The following is a 17,638-nucleotide window of genomic DNA, read 5'->3' as shown; positions in this document are numbered from 1 at the left end:
TATCTTTCCGGCACTTTTTTTAAAACAAGAGATTTCCATGAAGGTGGCTGTTCGGGAGACAGTGCGCGGCAAGGGCTGGAGGCGTTATCTGCTTGCCGGTTTCCTCTGTGCAATGTCGCCTGCGGTCATGGCCCAGGAGCCGGAATCAAGCCGGGCCGAGCAACGCGCCGAAGCGGTCACCCAGGTGGTCCTGGGCATACTCAGTTATGCCCGCTGGCCCGTGGAACCAGCGCAACTGCAACTGTGCATCGTCGGGCCTACCCAATACACCGACGATCTGGTCAAAGGCACGACGCAAGCCACCGGTCGGCCCGTTACCGTGCAAAGGTTACTGGTCGACCACCCGGACATCGCAACGGCCTGTAATGCGGTCTACATCGGCAAGCTGACCGGCGATGAACGCTCTCGCCTGTTTGCCTCGCTGATCGGCAAGCCGGTTCTGAGCATCAGCGAAGGCGGCGACCAGTGCACTGTCGGCAGTCTGTTCTGCCTGCGGGTCGGGGACGAGCAGGTGTCGTTCGAGGTCAACCTTGACTCGGTGGCACGCAGTGGCGTGCGTATCCATCCAAGCGTCCTGCAACTTTCGCGGCGCAGGGCGACGACGCCATGAGTCGGGGCAAACCGCAGGTCCGCCCGACCCTGGGCTCAGTCATCGGCCGCGGTCATCTGATCGTCGCCTTGTTGGCGATCACCATGGCCAGCGTTTCCCTGACCCTGCTCGGGGTGCTGGCGCTGCGAGTCTATGCCGATCACAACCTGCACCTGATTGCCCGTTCGATCAGCTACACCGTGGAAGCCGCCGTGGTCTTCGATGACTCGGCTGCGGCCACCGAAGCGCTCGCGCTGATTGCCTCCACCGAGGAGGTCGCCGATGCCCAGGTGTTCAATGCGAATGGCCGTCTGCTGGCGCGCTGGCAACGACCGGAAACCGGTTTGTTGTCGGAACTGGAGATGCACATTGCCAAGGCCTTTCTAGAAAAGCCCATCAGCCTGCCGATTGTTCATCAAGGGCAGAATATTGGCCGGATTCTGCTGGCCGGCCACGGCGGTAGCCTATTGCGCTTTTTACTCAGCGGCCTGGCGGGAATCATCCTGTGCACGGCGGTGAGCGCCTGGGTGGCGCTTTATCTGGCGCGGCGCCAACTGCGAGCAATCACCGGGCCGTTGCGCCGACTGGCCGAAGTGGCGCACGCCGCGCGCAGTGAACGCGCGTTGGACCGACGCGTGCCGCCAGCGGCCATCGCCGAGCTGGATAATTTGGGCAATGACTTCAACGCACTGCTCGATGAGTTGGAATCCTGGCAGACCCACCTACAAAGCGAGAACGAAACCCTCGCTCACCAGGCCAGTCACGACAGCCTGACCGGGTTGCCGAACCGGGCGTTTTTCGAAGGCCGGCTGATCCGCGCCTTGCGCAATGCCAGCAAGCTCAACGAGCAGGTCGCTGTGCTCTATCTGGACAGTGATCGCTTCAAGGGCATCAATGACAATTTCGGCCACGCCGCCGGTGACGCGGTGCTCACGGCAGTGGCGACCCGGGTCCGGGCGCAGCTGCGCGAGGATGATCTGGTGGCACGCCTGGGCGGCGACGAGTTCGCCGTGCTGCTGACGCCCCTGCACAAAATCGAGGATGCCGAGCGGATCGCAGAGAAAATCATTGCCAGCATGGAGATGCCGATCCAGTTGCCCGGCAATGCCTCGGTGCTGACCTCCCTCAGTATCGGCATTGCCGTTTACCCGGATGATGGTGCCACCCCCGGCACCTTGCTCAATGCCGCCGACGCGGCAATGTACCAGGCCAAGCGCCTCGCCCGAGGCGGCCAACACACGGCGGGGTCGGATAACCCTGTCGCTGATCTTCAAACCAGGAGCTAACTCGTGCGTTCATTCCATCGATCCAGCCTGCACCGGTTCGTCGCGTTTCTGTTCATGGCCGTCGTCGCTCTGACCGGCTGCCAGACTGCCCCACCCCCCAAAGGTCTGACTCCGGCACAGATCGCGGTACTCAAAGAACAGGGTTTCAAACTGACCGACGAAGGCTGGGCCTTCGGGCTGTCAGGCAAGGTGCTGTTTGGCAGTGATGTGGAAAGCCTGAACACGGCGAGCAGCGAGATTGTGCAGCGAATCGGCAAGGCGCTGGTGCTCGCTGGAATCGAACGGGTACGCGTCGATGGGCATACCGACGCCTCCGGCTCCCAGGCCTATAACGAACAGCTGTCGATACGCCGCGCCAACAGCGTGGGCCAGGTGCTGACGGGCGTGGGAATGCGCGAAGAGAACGTCCAACTGCGCGGCCTCGGCAGCAGCAATCCGGTGGCTTCCAATGACACGGCCAGCGGGCGCACCGAAAACCGCCGTGTCGCCATCGTAGTCATCGCCGATTAATCGGCGAATACCATCACAGGGTTTTCACCCATCAGCAAAGGCTGGTTCCGCTCGGTCACTTCCCTGATGTAATCCCACAGCAACGTGATCCGCTTGAGCTTGCGCAAGTCCTCCCGGCAGTACATCCAGAACTGCCGGGTGACAGTGATTTCCTCCGGCAGCACCGGCAACAGACGTGGATCCTGGGCGGCAAGGAAGCACGGCAGAATCGCCAGCGAGCGTCCCTGCTGTGCCGCCACGAACTGTGCGATCACGCTGGTGCTGCGCAGATGGGCATTGGCGCCGGGCAGGACATTGGCCAGGTAGAGCAGCTCCGAGCTGAACGCCAGGTCATCCACATAACTGATAAATGAATGCTTGCTCAGGTCTGCCGGACGCTGGATCGGCGGGTGGCTGTCCAGGTACGGCTGAGTGGCGTAGAGCTGCAATCGGTAGTCGCACAGTTTGCAGCAGACATAGGGTCCATGTTCGGGACGTTCCAGGGCGATGACGATGTCGGCTTCGCGCTTGGACAGGCTGATGAAGTGCGGCAGCGGCAGGATGTCCACCGAAATGGCCGGGTAGGCATCGACAAAGTGGCTCAGTTGCGGGGTGATGAAAAAACTGCCGAAGCCTTCGGTGCAGCCCATTCGCACGTGCCCGGACAGCGCGACGCCCGAACCCGAAACCTGCTCGCAGGCCATGTGCAGGGTGCTTTCTATCGACTCGGCGTAACCCAGCAGACGCTGGCCTTCGGCCGTGAGGACGAAGCCATTGGTCCGGGATTTTTCGAAAAGCAGCGTGCCCAACGAGGCTTCCAGCGAACTGATGCGTCGCGACACTGTGGTGTAGTCGACTGCCAGGCGCTTGGCCGCCGTGCTGGCTTTGCGGGTGCGGGCCACTTCGAGAAAAAACTTCAGGTCGTCCCAATTCAACGAGCCCAGCGAGGTGATGTTTTTTTGCATGATGGACCGGCTTTTATGTGCATTCTTATTGGAAGTTTGCACATCTATACTCCAGAAACCGTCTTATCGCCAAGGTGTTCGCGCACCTTGGTTCCGGCTGAACAGCGCTCTCTATAAGAACAATCCCGGAGGCCAGCATGAACGTTTCCCTTACGCCCAACGACACTGCCCTGCACACCGTCAAACTGCTGATCGATGGTGAGTGGGTTCAATCCCAGTCCGATGAATGGCATGACATCGTCAACCCTGCTACTCAGGAGGTTCTGGCGAAGGTCCCGTTTGCCACGGCATCGGAAGTCGACGCCGCTATCGCCGCTGCCCAGCGTGCCTTCCAGACCTGGAAGCTGACGCCCATCGGTGCGCGGATGCGCATCATGCTCAAGCTCCAGGCGCTGATCCGCGAGCATTCCAAACGTATTGCCGCCGTGCTGAGCGCCGAGCAGGGCAAGACCATCGCCGATGCCGAAGGCGATATTTTCCGTGGCCTGGAAGTGGTCGAGCACGCCTGTTCCATCGGCACCCTACAGATGGGCGAATTCGCCGAGAACGTTGCCGGGGGCGTGGACACTTATACGTTGCGCCAGCCGATCGGCGTGTGTGCAGGCATCACGCCGTTCAACTTCCCGGCGATGATTCCCCTGTGGATGTTCCCGATGGCCATCGCGTGCGGTAACACCTTTGTGCTTAAGCCGTCGGAACAGGACCCACTGTCAACGATGTTGCTGGTGGAACTGGCGATCGAGGCCGGCGTGCCGGCGGGTGTGCTCAACGTGGTGCATGGCGGCAAGGACGTGGTGGATGCGCTGTGCACCCACAAAGACATCAAGGCGGTGTCCTTCGTCGGTTCGACTGCGGTTGGCACCCACGTGTATGACCTCGCGGGACGTCATGGCAAGCGCGTGCAGTCGATGATGGGCGCCAAGAACCACGCGGTGGTGTTGCCCGATGCCAACCGTGAGCAAACCCTCAATGCCCTGGTCGGCGCCGGTTTCGGTGCGGCGGGCCAGCGTTGCATGGCCACCTCGGTGGTGGTGATGGTAGGCGCGGCCAGACAGTGGCTGCCGGAGCTCAAGGCCCTGGCGCAGAAGCTCAAGGTCAATGCCGGCAGCGAGCCGGGCACGGACGTCGGGCCAGTGATTTCCAAACGGGCCAAGGCGCGGATCCTGGAGTTGATCGAGAGCGGCGTGAAGGCAGGGGCGAAGCTGGAGCTCGATGGTCGTGATGTCAGCGTACCGGGCTACGAGCAAGGCAACTTCGTCGGCCCGACGCTGTTTTCCGGCGTGACGACCGACATGCGCATCTACACCGAGGAAATTTTCGGGCCGGTGCTGGTGGTGCTGGAAGTCGACACACTGGATGAGGCCATTGCACTGGTCAACGCCAATCCGTTCGGCAACGGCACGGGCCTGTTCACCCAGAGCGGTGCGGCGGCGCGCAAATTCCAGAGCGAAATCGACGTCGGCCAGGTGGGGATCAACATCCCGATCCCGGTGCCAGTGCCCTTCTTCAGCTTCACCGGTTCGCGCGGATCGAAACTTGGCGACCTGGGTCCCTACGGCAAACAGGTGGTGCAGTTCTACACTCAGACCAAGACCGTCACCGCGCGCTGGTTCGATGATGACAGCGTCAATGACGGCGTGAACACCACCATCAATCTGCGTTAAGGAGCCGGACATGAACATCGCATTTATCGGTCTGGGCAACATGGGCGCCCCCATGGCACGCAACCTGCTCAAGGCTGGCCATTCGTTGAACCTGTTCGACCTGAACCAGACGGTGTTGGCTGAGTTGGCGGCATTGGGCGGCACTGTCAGCGCCTCGCCGCGTGACGCGGCCCAAGGCGCAGCGCTGGTGATCACCATGCTGCCGGCCGCTGCTCATGTACGCAGTGTCTGGCTGGGTGAAGACGGCGTTCTGGCAGGCATCGCCGCTGGCACGCCAGCCGTGGATTGCAGCACCATCGATCCACAGACCGCTCGTGATGTCGCCGCTGCCGCCGCCAGTCAAGGCGTGGCGATGGCGGATGCGCCCGTCTCGGGTGGCACTGGCGGCGCGGCGGCCGGTACGTTGACCTTCATGGTCGGTGCCACCGCTGAGTTGTTCGCCACTTTGCAACCGGTTCTGGCACAGATGGGCCGCAACATCGTGCATTGCGGTGAAGTCGGTACTGGGCAGATCGCCAAGATCTGCAACAACCTGTTGCTGGGGATTTCCATGGTCGGCGTCAGCGAGGCCATGGCTCTGGGCGATGCCCTGGGCATCGACACCCAGGTGTTGGCCGGGATCATCAACAGTTCGACGGGGCGTTGCTGGAGCTCGGACACCTACAACCCTTGGCCGGGCGTGATCGAGACGGCACCCGCGTCCCGTGGCTACACCGGTGGTTTTGGCGCGGACCTGATGCTCAAGGACCTGGGCCTGGCAACCGAAGCCGCACGGCAGGTCCGTCAGCCGGTGGTGCTCGGCGCCGTGGCGCAGCAGTTGTATCAAGCGATGAGCCAGCGGGGCGAGGGTGGCAAGGACTTTTCGGCGATTGTTAACAGCTATCGCAAGCCGCAGTAAGGATCGTCCTGGACTTGTGCCGAGGAGCTTTGTGACGAGGGCGCTTGCTCCCGCTGGACCGGGCTGGCGCTCCAGTGCGCAGCGCTCCCAAAAACCCGGGCCGCTGCGCAGCCCAGCGGGAGCAAGCGCCCTCGCCACAGGGACCGCGCAAGCATATTGAGGTTTGTTTTCCGAGAGTCCATGTCGGGTGGCCTCTCGGATTTTTTCTTCAGGCAAACACGAAATATTTGCGCACGGTCTCGACCACTTCCCACGTGCCCTTCATACCAGGCTCGACGACAAAGATATCACCGGCGCGCAGATGGATCGGTTCCATGCCGTCAGGGGTGATCACGCAGTAGCCTTCCTGGAAATGGCAGTATTCCCACTTCACATAATCCACGCGCCATTTGCCGGGGGTGCAGATCCAGGTGCCCATGATCTTGCTGCCATCTTCGCTGGTGTAGGCGTTGAGGTTGACGGTGTGTGGGTCGCCTTCGAGTTTTTCCCATTTGCAGGCGTCGAGTACGGGCAACGGATGGGTATCGCGCAGGACAGTGATGGGTGCGGTCATGGGGGCTCCGAAAATGCGGGCAGAAGAGAGCAGGCACCCTAACGCGCCAATGGGGCATGAGAGTGTCTATGCTCGACATCGGCTTGCCCAGGAGCGCGCTTCAGTCCGCCAGATGCCGGGCCAATGCCTTGGCATAGGCGGGCAGGCCTTCGAAGTTGCGGGCGCAGAGCAGCAGCGCCCGATGGGCCCAGGCCTCCTGCAATGCAACGACTTGATACGACGGCCCTGGCGGACGACGGTCGACGGCGGCCTTCGGCACGACGGCGATGCCGGCGCCGTGGGCAACCATGCGGATCACGCCGTCGAAACCGTCGGCGCGGATGCGGATCTGCATGCGCATCCCGGTGTGCAGCGCTTGCTCTTCAAGATAGATGGCCAGGGCACTGGAGGCATCCAGGCCGACATAGTCGTAGCTCAGGGTCTCGCTGAAACTCGGCGTCTGAGCGTCAGCCAAGGGGTGCCCAGAGGGTAGGATCAATACCAACGGATCATCGCGAAACGGCCATGTCTGAAGGCCAGCGGTATCGACAGCGTCGGAAACGATCCCCAGATCCGCCGCGCCCTGGCGTAACGCATGGGTGATTCGCGCACTCGGCAATTGCTGAAGGTCGATGTCGAGGTTCGGGTGATCTTTCAAGAAACCGGCCAGTGGTTCGGGCAGGTATTCGGTCATGGCGCTGGTGTTGCACAGCAGCCGGACCCGGCCTTTGACGCCTTGGGCGTACTCGGCCAGGTCCTGTTGCAAGTGTTCGGCGTGTTGCAGCAAGACCCGGGCATGTTGCGCCAGGGCCTTGCCGGCAGGCGTCGGGGTGACGCCGCGCCGACCGCGTTCGAGCAGGGCGATGCCCAGGGATGCCTCCAGGGCACGGACTCGCGCACTGGCCGCAGGCAGGGACAAATGACTGCGACCGGCACCGGCGGTGATGTTGCCGGTGTCGAGGATGTTCAGGAAGAGGCGCAGGTCGGTGAGGTCGAAGTGCATGGGCGATGAGATCCTGTGCCGGGTTTCGGGGTGCCTCGTAAGCCGCTATCGCGAGCAGGCTCGCTCCCACAGAAGCGTGCATTTACTCTGAAGGAACCCGAAACAATGTGGGAGCGAGCCTGCTCGCGATAGTGGCGACCGCCTCAGCAAAAAATTCCAGCCTCTTGCTGGGTAAGAGGCACGCTCAGTATATGCCAGATTTAAAACCCACCCGCCAAGGCGCACGATAACGCCATGGACACTCTCATCGCTTTCTATCAGAACCTCGGCCTGGCGCTGACCCTGCTGGTCATCGCCACCTTTCTGCTCGCCGGCACGATCAAGGGGGTGATCGGCCTCGGCCTGCCAACCATTTCCATGGGCTTGCTCGGGCTGGCTATGGCGCCGGCACAGGCTGCAGCGTTGCTCATTATCCCGGCGACCTTGACCAATCTCTGGCAGCTGGCTTTCGGTGGGCATCTGCGAACCTTGATCTGGCGCCTGTGGCCGCTGCTGCTGGCGATTTTCATCGGCACCGGCCTCGGTACGCTGTGGCTCGGCATGGTGGGAGGGACCTGGGTGGTGCGAGCCTTGGGCGGAGCATTGTTGGTGTATGCGCTGAGCGGGTTGTGCCTGCCAACGCTGCGGGTCGCGCCACGGGCCGAGCGGTGGCTGGCCCCGCTCTGCGGTGTACTCACTGGCGTCATTACCTCGGCCACCGGCGTGTTCGTCATTCCAGCGGTGCCGTACCTGCAAGCGCTGGGCTTGAGCAAGGATGAGCTGGTGCAAGCCCTGGGGTTGTCGTTCACCGTTTCCACCCTGGCCCTGGCCGCCGGCCTGCTGTGGCGCGGCGCCCTGGGTGGCGGTGAACTGAGTGCTTCGCTGCTGACACTGCTACCGGCACTGGCCGGGATGTGGCTGGGGCAGTGGTTGCGTCAGCGGATCAGTGCCGTGTTGTTCAAGCGGGTATTTTTCATCGGCCTGGGTGTGCTCGGCGGCCACCTGCTGATCAGCGGCTAGCCGACGACGGGCTGAGCATGTCGACTCGGCGGATCTCGAAATCGCGCTCCAGATAATCCATGCGTTGCTCGAAAAACTCCTTCATGTGCGGCAGGTTCGAGTGCACGTCCAGGTGCGCCTGGGATGCCCAGATCTCGTAGAAGATAAACAGCGTCGGGTCCTGTTGGTCCCGCAGCATGTGGTATTCGATGCAGCCGGGCTCGGCGCGGCTCGGTTCGACGTATGCGCGGAACAGCGCTTCGAAAGCTTCGGCTTTTTCCGGACGGGTCTTGGCGTGAAGGATGAAACCATGCAGGTCGCTCATCGAGTTGAATCCTTGAAATGAAGAGACACCGAATTTTACGGCAAAAATAAGATGCCTATTCGTGCGTATGAATCAAAACATTTTTGCTCTGTCAGTGGTTATTCCGCGCGAGGCTGATCGATATCCTGCCGCCATCATTTTTCAACCTTCCATTCGGTGAAAGGCCAACGGCCCACCGGGAACCTGATGAGGCATCTGATGAAAAAAGTCCTGTTGCTCAATGGCGGCAAACAATTCGCTCACTCCGACGGCCGCTACAACGCAACGCTGCACGACGCTGCTGTCAGTGTGCTGGACCGTGGCGGTCTCGATGTGAAGACCACCTTCATCGACGGCGGCTACGACATCAAGGAAGAGGTCGCCAAGTTTCTCTGGGCCGACGTGATCATCTACCAGATGCCGGGCTGGTGGATGGGCGCGCCATGGACCGTGAAAAAGTACATCGACGAAGTCTTTACCGAGGGCCACGGCAGCCTCTATGCCAGCGACGGTCGTACGCGCTCCGATGCTTCGCAGAAATACGGCAGCGGCGGCTTGGTGCAGGGCAAGCAGTACATGTTGTCCCTGACCTGGAACGCCCCGCAGCAAGCCTTCGACGACCCGACCGATTTCTTCGAAGCCAAGGGCGTGGACGCGGTGTATTTTCCGTTTCACAAGGCCAACCAGTTCCTGGGCATGACCGCTCTGCCGACCTTCTTGTGCGTGGACGTGATGAAGCGTCCGAATATCGAGGCGGATGTGGCGCGGTATGAGCAGCATTTGAATGAGGTGTTCGGCCTTTCGCGGTAACCGGCTACTATCGGGTCTTCCCGAAGGCAAAGATGCACCCAGGGCGGGAGCACTTTATGGCGAGGGAGCTTGCTCCCGCTCGGCCGGGCTGGCGCTCCAGCGCGCAGCGGCCGCTTTTTTCGGGCCTGCTACGCAGTCCAGCGGGAGCAAGCTCCCTCGCCACAAAGGCTGCCTGGCTCCCGTTGTGCATTTGATGAGAGGACAGCTGTGAAAGCCAGATCCGACGAATTGCAGATTTTCGTCTGCGTGATCGAGTGCGGGTCGATTTCCGCCGCCGCCGAACAGGTCGGACAGACGCCGTCGGCGGTCAGCCGCACGTTATCGCGCCTTGAAGCCAAGCTCGACACCACCCTGATCAACCGCACCACGCGGCGCATGGACCTGACCGAGGAAGGCAAGTATTTCTTCGAGCAGGCCAAGGGCATCCTCGACCAGATGGACCAGTTGGAAGAACGCCTGTCGTCGCGCCAGAAACACCCCGCCGGACGTTTGCGGATCAACGCGGCCTCACCCTTCATGCTGCACGCCATCGTCCCGCACATCGAAGAGTTCCGCAGGCTTTATCCGGACATTCAGCTCGAACTCAACAGCAACGACCTGATCATCGACCTGCTGGAGCAAAGCACTGACGTCGCCATTCGCATCGGCACCCTCACCGACTCGACGCTGCATGCGCGGTCATTGGGATGCAGTCCGTTGCACATCCTGGCGAGCCCCGAATATTTGAAGCAACACGGCACGCCGTCGACCGTTGCCGAGCTGACGGACCACGCGTTGCTGGGTTTTGCCCAGAATGACGGCCTCAACCAATGGCCGCTGCGCCATATTCATGGTGACCGCTGGCCGATCCAGCCGGCCATCAGCGCTTCCAGCGGCGAAACCGTGCGCCACCTGGCGTTGCAGGGGCAGGGCATTGCCTGCCTGTCGGATTTCATGACTCGCGATGACATCCAGGCCGGGCGGCTGAAGGTGTTGCTGGCGCATGCCAACAGCGGATACCGCCAGCCGATCAACGCGGTGTACTACCGCAACTCCCAGCTGGCCTTGCGCATCCAATGCTTCCTGGACTTTATCCAAGGCAAGCTCGCCGAATATGCCTCGCGTGATTTCAAAGGCTGATTCGTGACTTTGCGGCAAGAGTGATTTGGGCAAGGTGCCCTGTTTCGTCAGGGATAGGTCCTCGATACTCCTCTCATCACTGATTCAGCCAAGGAGTTATCCATGAACGTATTCATCACCGGCGCCGCCGGTTTCATTGGCGGTTCCATCGCCACCGGGCTCGTGCAAGCCGGGCATCAGGTCACCGGTCTGGTACGTAGCGCCGAACAGGCGAACGAACTGACCGCGCTGGGCATCCGGCCGGTCATCGGCACTCTTGAAGACAGCGCACTGCTGGGCGAACAGGCGCGTGCCGCCGATGCCGTCATCAATGCGGCCAGCAGCGATCACCGTGGTGCCGCCGAAGCCCTGGTCGAGGCGCTCAAGGGGTCGAACAAGGTGCTGTTGCACACCAGCGGCTCGAGCATCGTTGGCGATGCTTCGGGCGGTCGGGCCAGCGATGACGTCTACCAGGAAGACAACCTGCCGCAACCCTCTGCCGACAAAGCGGCCCGGGTCGCGATCGACAACTTGATCCTGGACGCGGCAAAGCACGGCGTGAATTCGGCGGTGATCTGCAACACCTTGATCTACGGCCACAGCCTGGGCGTCAAGCGTGACAGCGTGCAACTGCCGCGCTTGCTCAAGCAGGCACGTAGAAGTGGGGTGGTGAGGCATGTCGGGCCGGGGCAAAACATTTGGTCCAACGTGCACATCGAGGATGTGGTCGAGTTGTACAAGCTGGCCCTGGTCCACAATGTGCCGGGCACGTTCTACTTCGTCGAAAGTGGCGAAGCCTCGTTCATCGACATGACCACTGCCATGGCCCGGTCGCTGAACCTTGGCCAACCCCAGGACTGGCCGCTGGCCGATGCTGAAGCCGAGTGGGGCTACGAAATGGCCAACTACGGCCTCGGCTCCAATAGCCGAGTACGCGGCAAGCACGCCCGCGAGCTGCTGGGCTGGACGCCGAAGCGGACCTCGGTGGTGGAGTGGATTCTTCACGAGATGGTGTAAGGGGTAAAAAGTCCCTAACTCACTGCAATCCCCTGTGGGAGCGAGCCTGCTCCGGGCGGCGATCCGACGATGGCGTCGAATCAGTCGATAGAGATGTCAACTGACCTGTCGCCATCGCGAGCAAGCTCGCTCCCACATTTGATCATCGGCGCTCGCGCAATCTCTGTCGGGCACCAACCCCTGTGGGAGCGAGCCTGCTCGCGATGGTGTTGGATCAGTCGGTATTGATGCTGGCTGACACACCGCCATCGCGAGCAAGCTCGCTCCCACAGTTTTATTAGTCGTGATGCACGCCCGCACGCTTGAGCATCTGCTTGCAGCGGTCGGACAAGTGGAACACCCGCAGGTGCTTGCCGGCCTTGCTGTAGCGCTCGCGCAGGGTCTTGAGCGCGGTGATGGCCGAGTAGTCGACGAAGCTCAGGTGGCGGCAGTCCAGGGTCACAAGGGGTGGGTCGTTGGCCGGGTCGAACTGGTTGAGAAATGGCGTCGTCGAGGCGAAGAACAAGGTGCCGTGCAGGCGATAGAGTTTACTCCCATCGTTTTCAAGGTGAGTGTCGGCGTACAGCTCCCGAGCCTGTTGCCAGGCGAAGTTGAGGGCTGCGATGACGATGCCGCAGAGCACGGCAATCGCCAGGTCGGTAAACACCGTGATGACCGTCACCGCGATGATCACCAGCACATCATTGACCGGCACTTTGTTGATCACCCGCAACGAGGCCCAGGCAAACGTCTGCTGTGCCACCACGAACATCACCCCCACCAGCGCGGCGAGCGGGATGCGTTCGATCAGCGGCGACAGGAACAACACGAACAGCAGCACCATCACCCCGGCCACCACGCCGGACGATCGCCCGCGCCCGCCGGAACTCAAGTTGATCATCGTCTGGCCGATCATCGCGCAACCGCCCATGCCGCCCAGCAGTCCGGAGGCCATGTTGGCGGCGCCCAGCGCGACGCACTCGCGGTCCGGATAGCCGCGGCTCTCGGTGATTTCATCGGTCAGGTTCAGGGTCAGCAAGGTTTCCAGCAAACCCACCAGGGCCATGATCAGCGCATAAGGCGCGACGATCTGCAGGGTTTCCAGGTTCCACGGGATGTCCGGCCAGGCAAGGCTCGGCAAGCCGCCGGCGATATGTGCCATGTCGCCGAGGGTGCGGGTGGGCAGGCCGAGCAGGTACACCGCCAGACCAACACCGAGGATTGCCACCAAGGCCGGAGGCACGCTGCGGGTCAGGCGCGGCAACAGATAGACGATGGCCATGGTCAGTACCACCAGCCCGATCATCAGGTACAACGGGCCGCCGCTCAGCCAGGCCTCGCCGTTCTTGAAATGCTCCAGTTGCGCCAGTGCGATGACTATCGCCAGGCCGTTGACGAAACCAAGCATCACCGGATGCGGCACCATGCGTATCAGCTTGCCCAGCCGCAACAGCCCGAACGCCATCATGATCAACCCGCCCAGCAGCACCGTGGCCAACAGATATTGCACGCCGTGCTGCACCACCAGCGCCACGATCACCACCGCCATCGACCCCGCCGCGCCCGAGACCATGCCCGGACGACCGCCGAACAGGGCGGTCAGCGTGCAAATGATGAAGGCGCCATACAGCCCCATCAGTGGGTTGAGATGGGCGACCAGAGCGAAGGCGATGCATTCGGGGAGCAGGGCGAAAGACGTGGTGAGGCCGGCGAGGGCATCGGCGCGAAGGCGTGCTGGTTTCATGATTTACCTGAGTGGGCGCCGGTGGAATGTCGGCTGCCGGAGGAGTGGTTGCAAGAGCAGATGGGAATGGTACGGAAATTCCCCAGTGGGAGCGAGCTTGCTCGCGATGCGGTTGGATCCGTCGATATCGATGTCGGCTGACCCGCCGCAATCGCGAGCAGGCTCGCTCCCACAGGGTCCGGTACTAGGGACGAAAATTCGGTGGTGGATTTTCATCGGCACTGTGTCGCGATGTCCGTCAGCGACATTTCTTGTCTGGGTACGAAAATAACTTTCAATGGGTTTGAGGATTCTTCGTGGAAATGCTTTATGAGTTTCACAACTCATAGATGTGACCCTGTTCGAGGAGTCCCGCATGGCACCTGCTTTCGGATACTGGCTATTGGTCTACGCGGCCATTGCCATCATTGCCCTGATCGTTCTGATCGCCCGATACCGGCTCAATCCGTTCATCGTGATTACCCTGGTGTCGATTGGCCTGGCACTGCTGGCCGGGATGCCGCCGTCGGGTGTCGTAGGGGCTTACGAGGCGGGCGTGGGCAAGACGCTGGGGCATATCGCGCTGGTGGTGGCGTTGGGCACGATGCTTGGCAAGATGATGGCCGAATCCGGCGGGGCCGAGCGCATGGCGCAAACGCTGATCGAACGCTTCGGCGAGCGCAATGCCCATTGGGCCATGGTGTGCATCGCGTTCCTGGTGGGGCTGCCGTTGTTTTTCGAAGTGGGTTTCGTGCTGCTGGTACCCATCGCTTTCACAGTCGCCCGGCGGGTGGGAGTATCGATCCTCATGGTCGGGCTGCCGATGGTTGCCGGGCTGTCGGTGGTCCATGCGCTGGTACCGCCGCATCCGGCGGCCATGCTGGCGGTGCAGGCATTCCAGGCGTCGGTGGGGCAGACCTTGCTTTACGCAATCCTGATCGGAATTCCCACGGCGATCATCGCCGGGCCCCTGTACGCCAAGTTCATCGTGCCGCGCATCCAGCTACCGGCCGATAACCCGCTGGAGCGGCAGTTTCTCGACCGTGAACCGCGTGCCCGGTTGCCGGGTTTCGGCGTGACCCTCGGGACGATCCTGTTGCCGGTGGTGCTGATGCTCATCGGCGGCTGGGCCAACCTGATCTCCACGCCCGGCAGCGGCTTGAACCAGTTCCTGTTGTTCATCGGCAACTCAGTGATCGCCTTGCTGCTGGCGACCATCCTCAGTTTCTGGACCCTCGGCCTGGCCCAGGGCTTCAATCGCGAGTCGATCCTCAAGTTCACCAATGAGTGCCTGGCACCGACCGCCAGCATCACCCTGCTGGTGGGCGCCGGCGGCGGCTTGAACCGGATCCTGGTGGACGCCGGTGTCACCCAGCAAATCGTCGGGCTGGCCCAGGAGTTCCAGCTGTCACCGTTGGTCATGGGCTGGCTGTTCGCCGCGCTGATGCGCGTCGCCACGGGCTCGGCCACGGTGGCGATGACCACGGCCTCCGGCATTGTCGCGCCGGTGGCGATCGGCCTGGGCTATCCGCATCCCGAGCTGCTGGTGCTGGCGACCGGGGCCGGGTCGGTGATCTTTTCCCACGTCAACGACGGCGGCTTCTGGCTGATCAAGGAATACTTCAATATGACCGTTGCACAAACCTTCAAGACCTGGACGGTGCTCGAAACGCTGATTTCCGTGGTCGCGTTCGGCCTGACCCTCGGGCTTGCCCGTTTGCTCTGAGCACAACGCAACCACACAGGAGCCGTCATGGACATCCTCTACCAGATCCGCTCCCGCCAGGATTCCTTCAGCGCCGGCGAAGGAAGAATCGCCCGGCTGATGCTTGACGACGTAGGATTCGCCGCTTCGGCCAGCCTCGATGAACTGGCCCAGCGGGCGGACGTCAGCAGCGCCACGCTGTCGCGTTTTGCCCGGACCGTCGGTTGCCGTGACCTGCGGGACCTGCGTCTGCAACTGGCTCAGGCCAGCGGGGTCGGCAGTCGCTTTCTCGACCCGGCCGGCGCGCCCGAGCAATCGGCGTTCTACGGGCAGATCGTGGGCGATATCGAGTCGACCCTGCGTCAGCACCTGTCGGCGTTCGAAGAGCCCCGCTTTGCCGACGCCGTTCGGCTGCTGGGCAAGGCACGAATGGTCCACGCGTTCGGACTCGGTGGCTGGTCGGCGCTCTGCAGCGAGGAGTTGCAAGTGCGCCTGGTGCGTTTCGGCTATCCGATTGCCGCATGCCGCGACCCGGTGATGATGCGCATCACCGCCACGTCGCTGAGCGAGCAACATCTGGTCATCGCCTGCTCGCTCACCGGCATTACCCCGGAACTGCTTGGCGCCGTCGAACTGGCCCGCAGTTATGGTGCGGCAATCCTGGCGATTACCCGCGCCGACTCACCGCTCGCCCGACTGGCCGATGTGGTGCTACCCCTGCAGGGCGCCGAAACCTCATTCATCTACAAACCCACGGCGGCGCGCTACGGCATGCTGCTGGCAATCGATGTGCTCGCCACCGAGCTTGCATTGGCAAATCCCGAAGACAATCAAGAGCGCCTGCGGCGAGTCAAACTCGCCCTGGACGACTACCGCGGCGGCGATGATGAGTTGCCGCTGGGAGACTGACATGCAGTACGACACACTGATCCGCAATGCGCTGCTCATCGATGGCAGCGACACCCCCGGCTACCCTGCCGATGTCGCGATTCGCGCCGGTCGCATCGAGCGCATTGGCGAGCTGGGCGGCGCCCGGGCCGTCGAAGAAATCGACGCCGCCGGCCGGGTGCTGGCGCCGGGATTCATCGATGTGCACACCCACGACGACACGGTGGTGATTCGCCAACCGCAGATGCTGCCCAAGCTCAGCCAGGGCGTGACCACAGTGATCGTCGGCAACTGCGGCATCAGCGCCTCGCCGGTGAGCCTGCGCGGCGATCCGCCGGACCCGATGAACCTGCTCGGCCCCGCGTCGGCGTTCGCCTATCCACGCTTCAGCGTTTATCGCGACGCGGTAAAGGCGGCCGCACCCGCGGTCAACGTCGCTGCGCTGGTGGGCCACACCGCGTTGCGCAGCAACCACATGGACGATCTGTTGCGCACTGCCAGCGCAGCAGAGATCGCCGCCATGCGCCGGCAACTGCGCGAAAGTCTTCAGGACGGTGCGTTGGGGTTGTCCACCGGCCTGGCCTACGCCAACGCGTTTTGCGCGTCCACCGATGAAGTCATGCAACTGACTGAAGAATTGAACGCATTCGGCGCGATCTACACCACCCACCTGCGCAGCGAATTCGAACCAGTGCTCGAAGCCATGGACGAAGCGTTCCAGATTGGTCGGCACGCCCGCAGCCCAGTGATCATTTCCCACCTCAAGTGTGCGGGTGTCGGCAATTGGGGGCGTAGTCCTCAAGTACTCGCGGCGCTGGAAAACGCTGCAAAAAATCATCCGGTCGGCTGTGACTGCTATCCCTACGCGGCCAGCTCTTCGACCCTGGACCTCAAGCAGGTGACCGACGCCCATCCCATCACTATCACTTGGTCGACGCCGCATCCGCAGATGGGCGGCCGCGACCTTATCGATATTGCTGCTGAATGGAACGTGTCGCTGCTGGACGCGGCGCAACGCCTGCAACCGGCCGGCGCGGTGTATTACGGCATGGACGAATCCGACGTGCGAAAGATCCTCGCCCACCCTTTATCCATGGTCGGTTCCGACGGTTTGCCCGAAGACCCGTTTCCCCATCCCCGGTTGTGGGGCGCTTTCCCACGGGTGTTGGGACACTTCAGTCGCGACGTCGGGCTCTTTCCGCTGCACACCGCCGTGCATAAGATGACCGGTCTATCGGCATCCCGCTTCGGTCTGAAGGAGCGCGGTGAAATCCGTGAAGGGCACTGGGCCGACATGGTGTTGTTCAATCCACAGACCATTCGTGACGTCGCCGATTTCATCGAACCGCAACGGGCAGCCGAAGGCATTGATGGCGTGTGGGTCAACGGCGTCCTGAGTTATGGCGAAGGCCAGGCGAATGGATGCCGGGGAGGACGATTCCTGGCGCGGGAACGACACTCAGGTCTATGACTCGGTGTGGCGAGGGAGCTTGCTCCCGCTGGGGTGCGAAGCAGCCCTGTAGTTACACGGCAGGGGACGCTGGCGCGTCCAGCGGGAGCAAGCTCCCTCGCCACGGGTTCGTTGGAGCGTCCAAAGTGCAGTGTTATACGGGGTGGTGATGGCACTGCGATATTAAAGAACCCGGCGCCAAGGCCGAAGCACTGGGTTCAACCCGTTTGAACGGGGACTTTTCAGCCAGGGAGCAACCC

At 62.2% G+C, this 17,638-nt stretch carries 17 protein-coding genes; 12 read left to right on the top strand and 5 right to left on the bottom strand.

Annotated elements, in window-relative coordinates:
- The first annotated feature begins 37 nt into the window (after positions 1–37).
- From ACLEJR_RS15415 to ACLEJR_RS15405, 3 genes are read left to right on the top strand one after another with little or no spacing between them, the layout of a single operon-like run.
- A complete protein-coding gene (locus tag ACLEJR_RS15415) occupies positions 38–610 on the top strand; it encodes a YfiR family protein (protein ID WP_440814868.1) in 573 nt (190 codons plus the stop codon).
- Positions 607–1,875 carry a diguanylate cyclase domain-containing protein gene (locus tag ACLEJR_RS15410; RefSeq protein WP_440814866.1) on the top strand — a complete coding sequence of 423 codons (1,269 nt, stop codon included), beginning with the start codon at positions 607–609 and terminating at the stop codon, positions 1,873–1,875. The genes ACLEJR_RS15415 and ACLEJR_RS15410 overlap by 4 nt, the downstream gene beginning before the upstream one ends.
- Positions 1,876–1,929: 54 nt before the next feature.
- Entirely contained in the window at positions 1,930–2,385 is a 456-nt protein-coding gene (locus ACLEJR_RS15405) for an OmpA family protein (RefSeq protein WP_440814881.1), read from the top strand.
- On the opposite strand, the gene ACLEJR_RS15400 is transcribed toward ACLEJR_RS15405, so the two are convergent.
- Positions 2,382–3,329: a LysR family transcriptional regulator gene (locus ACLEJR_RS15400; RefSeq protein ID WP_440814880.1), complete on the bottom strand. Its 948-nt coding sequence runs from the start codon at positions 3,327–3,329 to the stop codon at positions 2,382–2,384. The two genes, ACLEJR_RS15405 and ACLEJR_RS15400, sit on opposite strands and share 4 nt — an antisense overlap.
- A 137-nt stretch (positions 3,330–3,466) precedes the next feature.
- On the opposite strand from ACLEJR_RS15400, the gene ACLEJR_RS15395 reads away from it, so the two are divergent.
- Positions 3,467–4,993: a CoA-acylating methylmalonate-semialdehyde dehydrogenase gene (locus tag ACLEJR_RS15395; protein WP_440793564.1), complete on the top strand. Its 1,527-nt coding sequence runs from the start codon at positions 3,467–3,469 to the stop codon at positions 4,991–4,993.
- Positions 4,994–5,003: 10 nt separating this feature from the next.
- The gene (gene mmsB, locus ACLEJR_RS15390) at positions 5,004–5,891 is read left to right on the top strand and encodes a 3-hydroxyisobutyrate dehydrogenase (protein ID WP_440793565.1); all 888 of its coding nucleotides are present in this window, start codon (positions 5,004–5,006) and stop codon (positions 5,889–5,891) included.
- A gap of 208 nt (positions 5,892–6,099) precedes the next feature.
- Here the strand turns inward: mmsB and ACLEJR_RS15385 are convergent, their stop codons facing one another.
- Together ACLEJR_RS15385 and ACLEJR_RS15380 are read right to left on the bottom strand one after the other, a co-directional pair.
- Positions 6,100–6,444, bottom strand: coding sequence for a cupin domain-containing protein (locus ACLEJR_RS15385; protein WP_039592382.1), 345 nt, complete (start codon positions 6,442–6,444; stop codon positions 6,100–6,102).
- A 100-nt stretch (positions 6,445–6,544) separates the two neighbouring features.
- Positions 6,545–7,426, bottom strand: coding sequence for a LysR substrate-binding domain-containing protein (locus ACLEJR_RS15380; protein ID WP_440814864.1), 882 nt, complete (start codon positions 7,424–7,426; stop codon positions 6,545–6,547).
- A gap of 234 nt (positions 7,427–7,660) precedes the next feature.
- Between ACLEJR_RS15380 and ACLEJR_RS15375 the strand changes: the two genes are divergently transcribed.
- Complete coding sequence (locus ACLEJR_RS15375) at positions 7,661–8,425, top strand: sulfite exporter TauE/SafE family protein (RefSeq protein ID WP_440814862.1); 765 nt, start codon at positions 7,661–7,663, stop codon at positions 8,423–8,425.
- Here ACLEJR_RS15375 and ACLEJR_RS15370 read toward each other — a convergent pair.
- On the bottom strand, positions 8,415–8,729 hold the full coding sequence (locus tag ACLEJR_RS15370; RefSeq protein ID WP_440814861.1) for a putative quinol monooxygenase: 315 nt from the start codon (positions 8,727–8,729) through the stop codon (positions 8,415–8,417). The genes ACLEJR_RS15375 and ACLEJR_RS15370 overlap by 11 nt on opposite strands.
- A 198-nt stretch (positions 8,730–8,927) precedes the next feature.
- Between ACLEJR_RS15370 and ACLEJR_RS15365 the strand changes: the two genes are divergently transcribed.
- From ACLEJR_RS15365 to ACLEJR_RS15355, 3 genes are all read left to right on the top strand, one after another.
- A complete protein-coding gene (locus ACLEJR_RS15365) occupies positions 8,928–9,518 on the top strand; it encodes an NAD(P)H-dependent oxidoreductase (protein ID WP_440814859.1) in 591 nt (196 codons plus the stop codon).
- Between the two features lie 207 nt (positions 9,519–9,725).
- The gene (locus ACLEJR_RS15360) at positions 9,726–10,637 is read left to right on the top strand and encodes a LysR substrate-binding domain-containing protein (protein ID WP_440793574.1); all 912 of its coding nucleotides are present in this window, start codon (positions 9,726–9,728) and stop codon (positions 10,635–10,637) included.
- A gap of 102 nt (positions 10,638–10,739) precedes the next feature.
- Positions 10,740–11,633 (top strand): NAD-dependent epimerase/dehydratase family protein, encoded by an 894-nt coding sequence (locus ACLEJR_RS15355; protein WP_440814857.1) that lies wholly within the window; start codon positions 10,740–10,742, stop codon positions 11,631–11,633.
- Positions 11,634–11,910: 277 nt separating this feature from the next.
- Here the strand turns inward: ACLEJR_RS15355 and ACLEJR_RS15350 are convergent, their stop codons facing one another.
- Positions 11,911–13,356 carry a SulP family inorganic anion transporter gene (locus ACLEJR_RS15350; RefSeq protein WP_440814855.1) on the bottom strand — a complete coding sequence of 482 codons (1,446 nt, stop codon included), beginning with the start codon at positions 13,354–13,356 and terminating at the stop codon, positions 11,911–11,913.
- Between the two features lie 355 nt (positions 13,357–13,711).
- On the opposite strand from ACLEJR_RS15350, the gene ACLEJR_RS15345 reads away from it, so the two are divergent.
- Genes ACLEJR_RS15345 through ACLEJR_RS15335 form a run of 3 tightly spaced genes read left to right on the top strand, consistent with a single transcriptional unit; the run spans position 13,712 to position 17,399 of the window.
- Complete coding sequence (locus tag ACLEJR_RS15345; RefSeq protein ID WP_440793579.1) at positions 13,712–15,061, top strand: GntT/GntP/DsdX family permease; 1,350 nt, start codon at positions 13,712–13,714, stop codon at positions 15,059–15,061.
- A 27-nt stretch (positions 15,062–15,088) separates the two neighbouring features.
- Positions 15,089–15,949 (top strand): MurR/RpiR family transcriptional regulator, encoded by an 861-nt coding sequence (locus ACLEJR_RS15340; RefSeq protein WP_440793581.1) that lies wholly within the window; start codon positions 15,089–15,091, stop codon positions 15,947–15,949.
- 1 nt (position 15,950) lies between these two features.
- Positions 15,951–17,399, top strand: a complete 1,449-nt coding sequence (locus tag ACLEJR_RS15335; protein ID WP_440814853.1) for an N-acyl-D-amino-acid deacylase family protein — start codon at positions 15,951–15,953, stop codon at positions 17,397–17,399.
- The last annotated feature ends 239 nt before the right edge of the window (positions 17,400–17,638 follow it).

The sequence above is a fragment of the Pseudomonas sp. SMN5 genome (assembly GCF_052041925.1).
GTDB lineage: Bacteria > Pseudomonadota > Gammaproteobacteria > Pseudomonadales > Pseudomonadaceae > Aquipseudomonas.
Note: the sequence above shows the minus strand (reverse complement) of the source record. Positions and strands in the feature narration are given on the sequence as shown.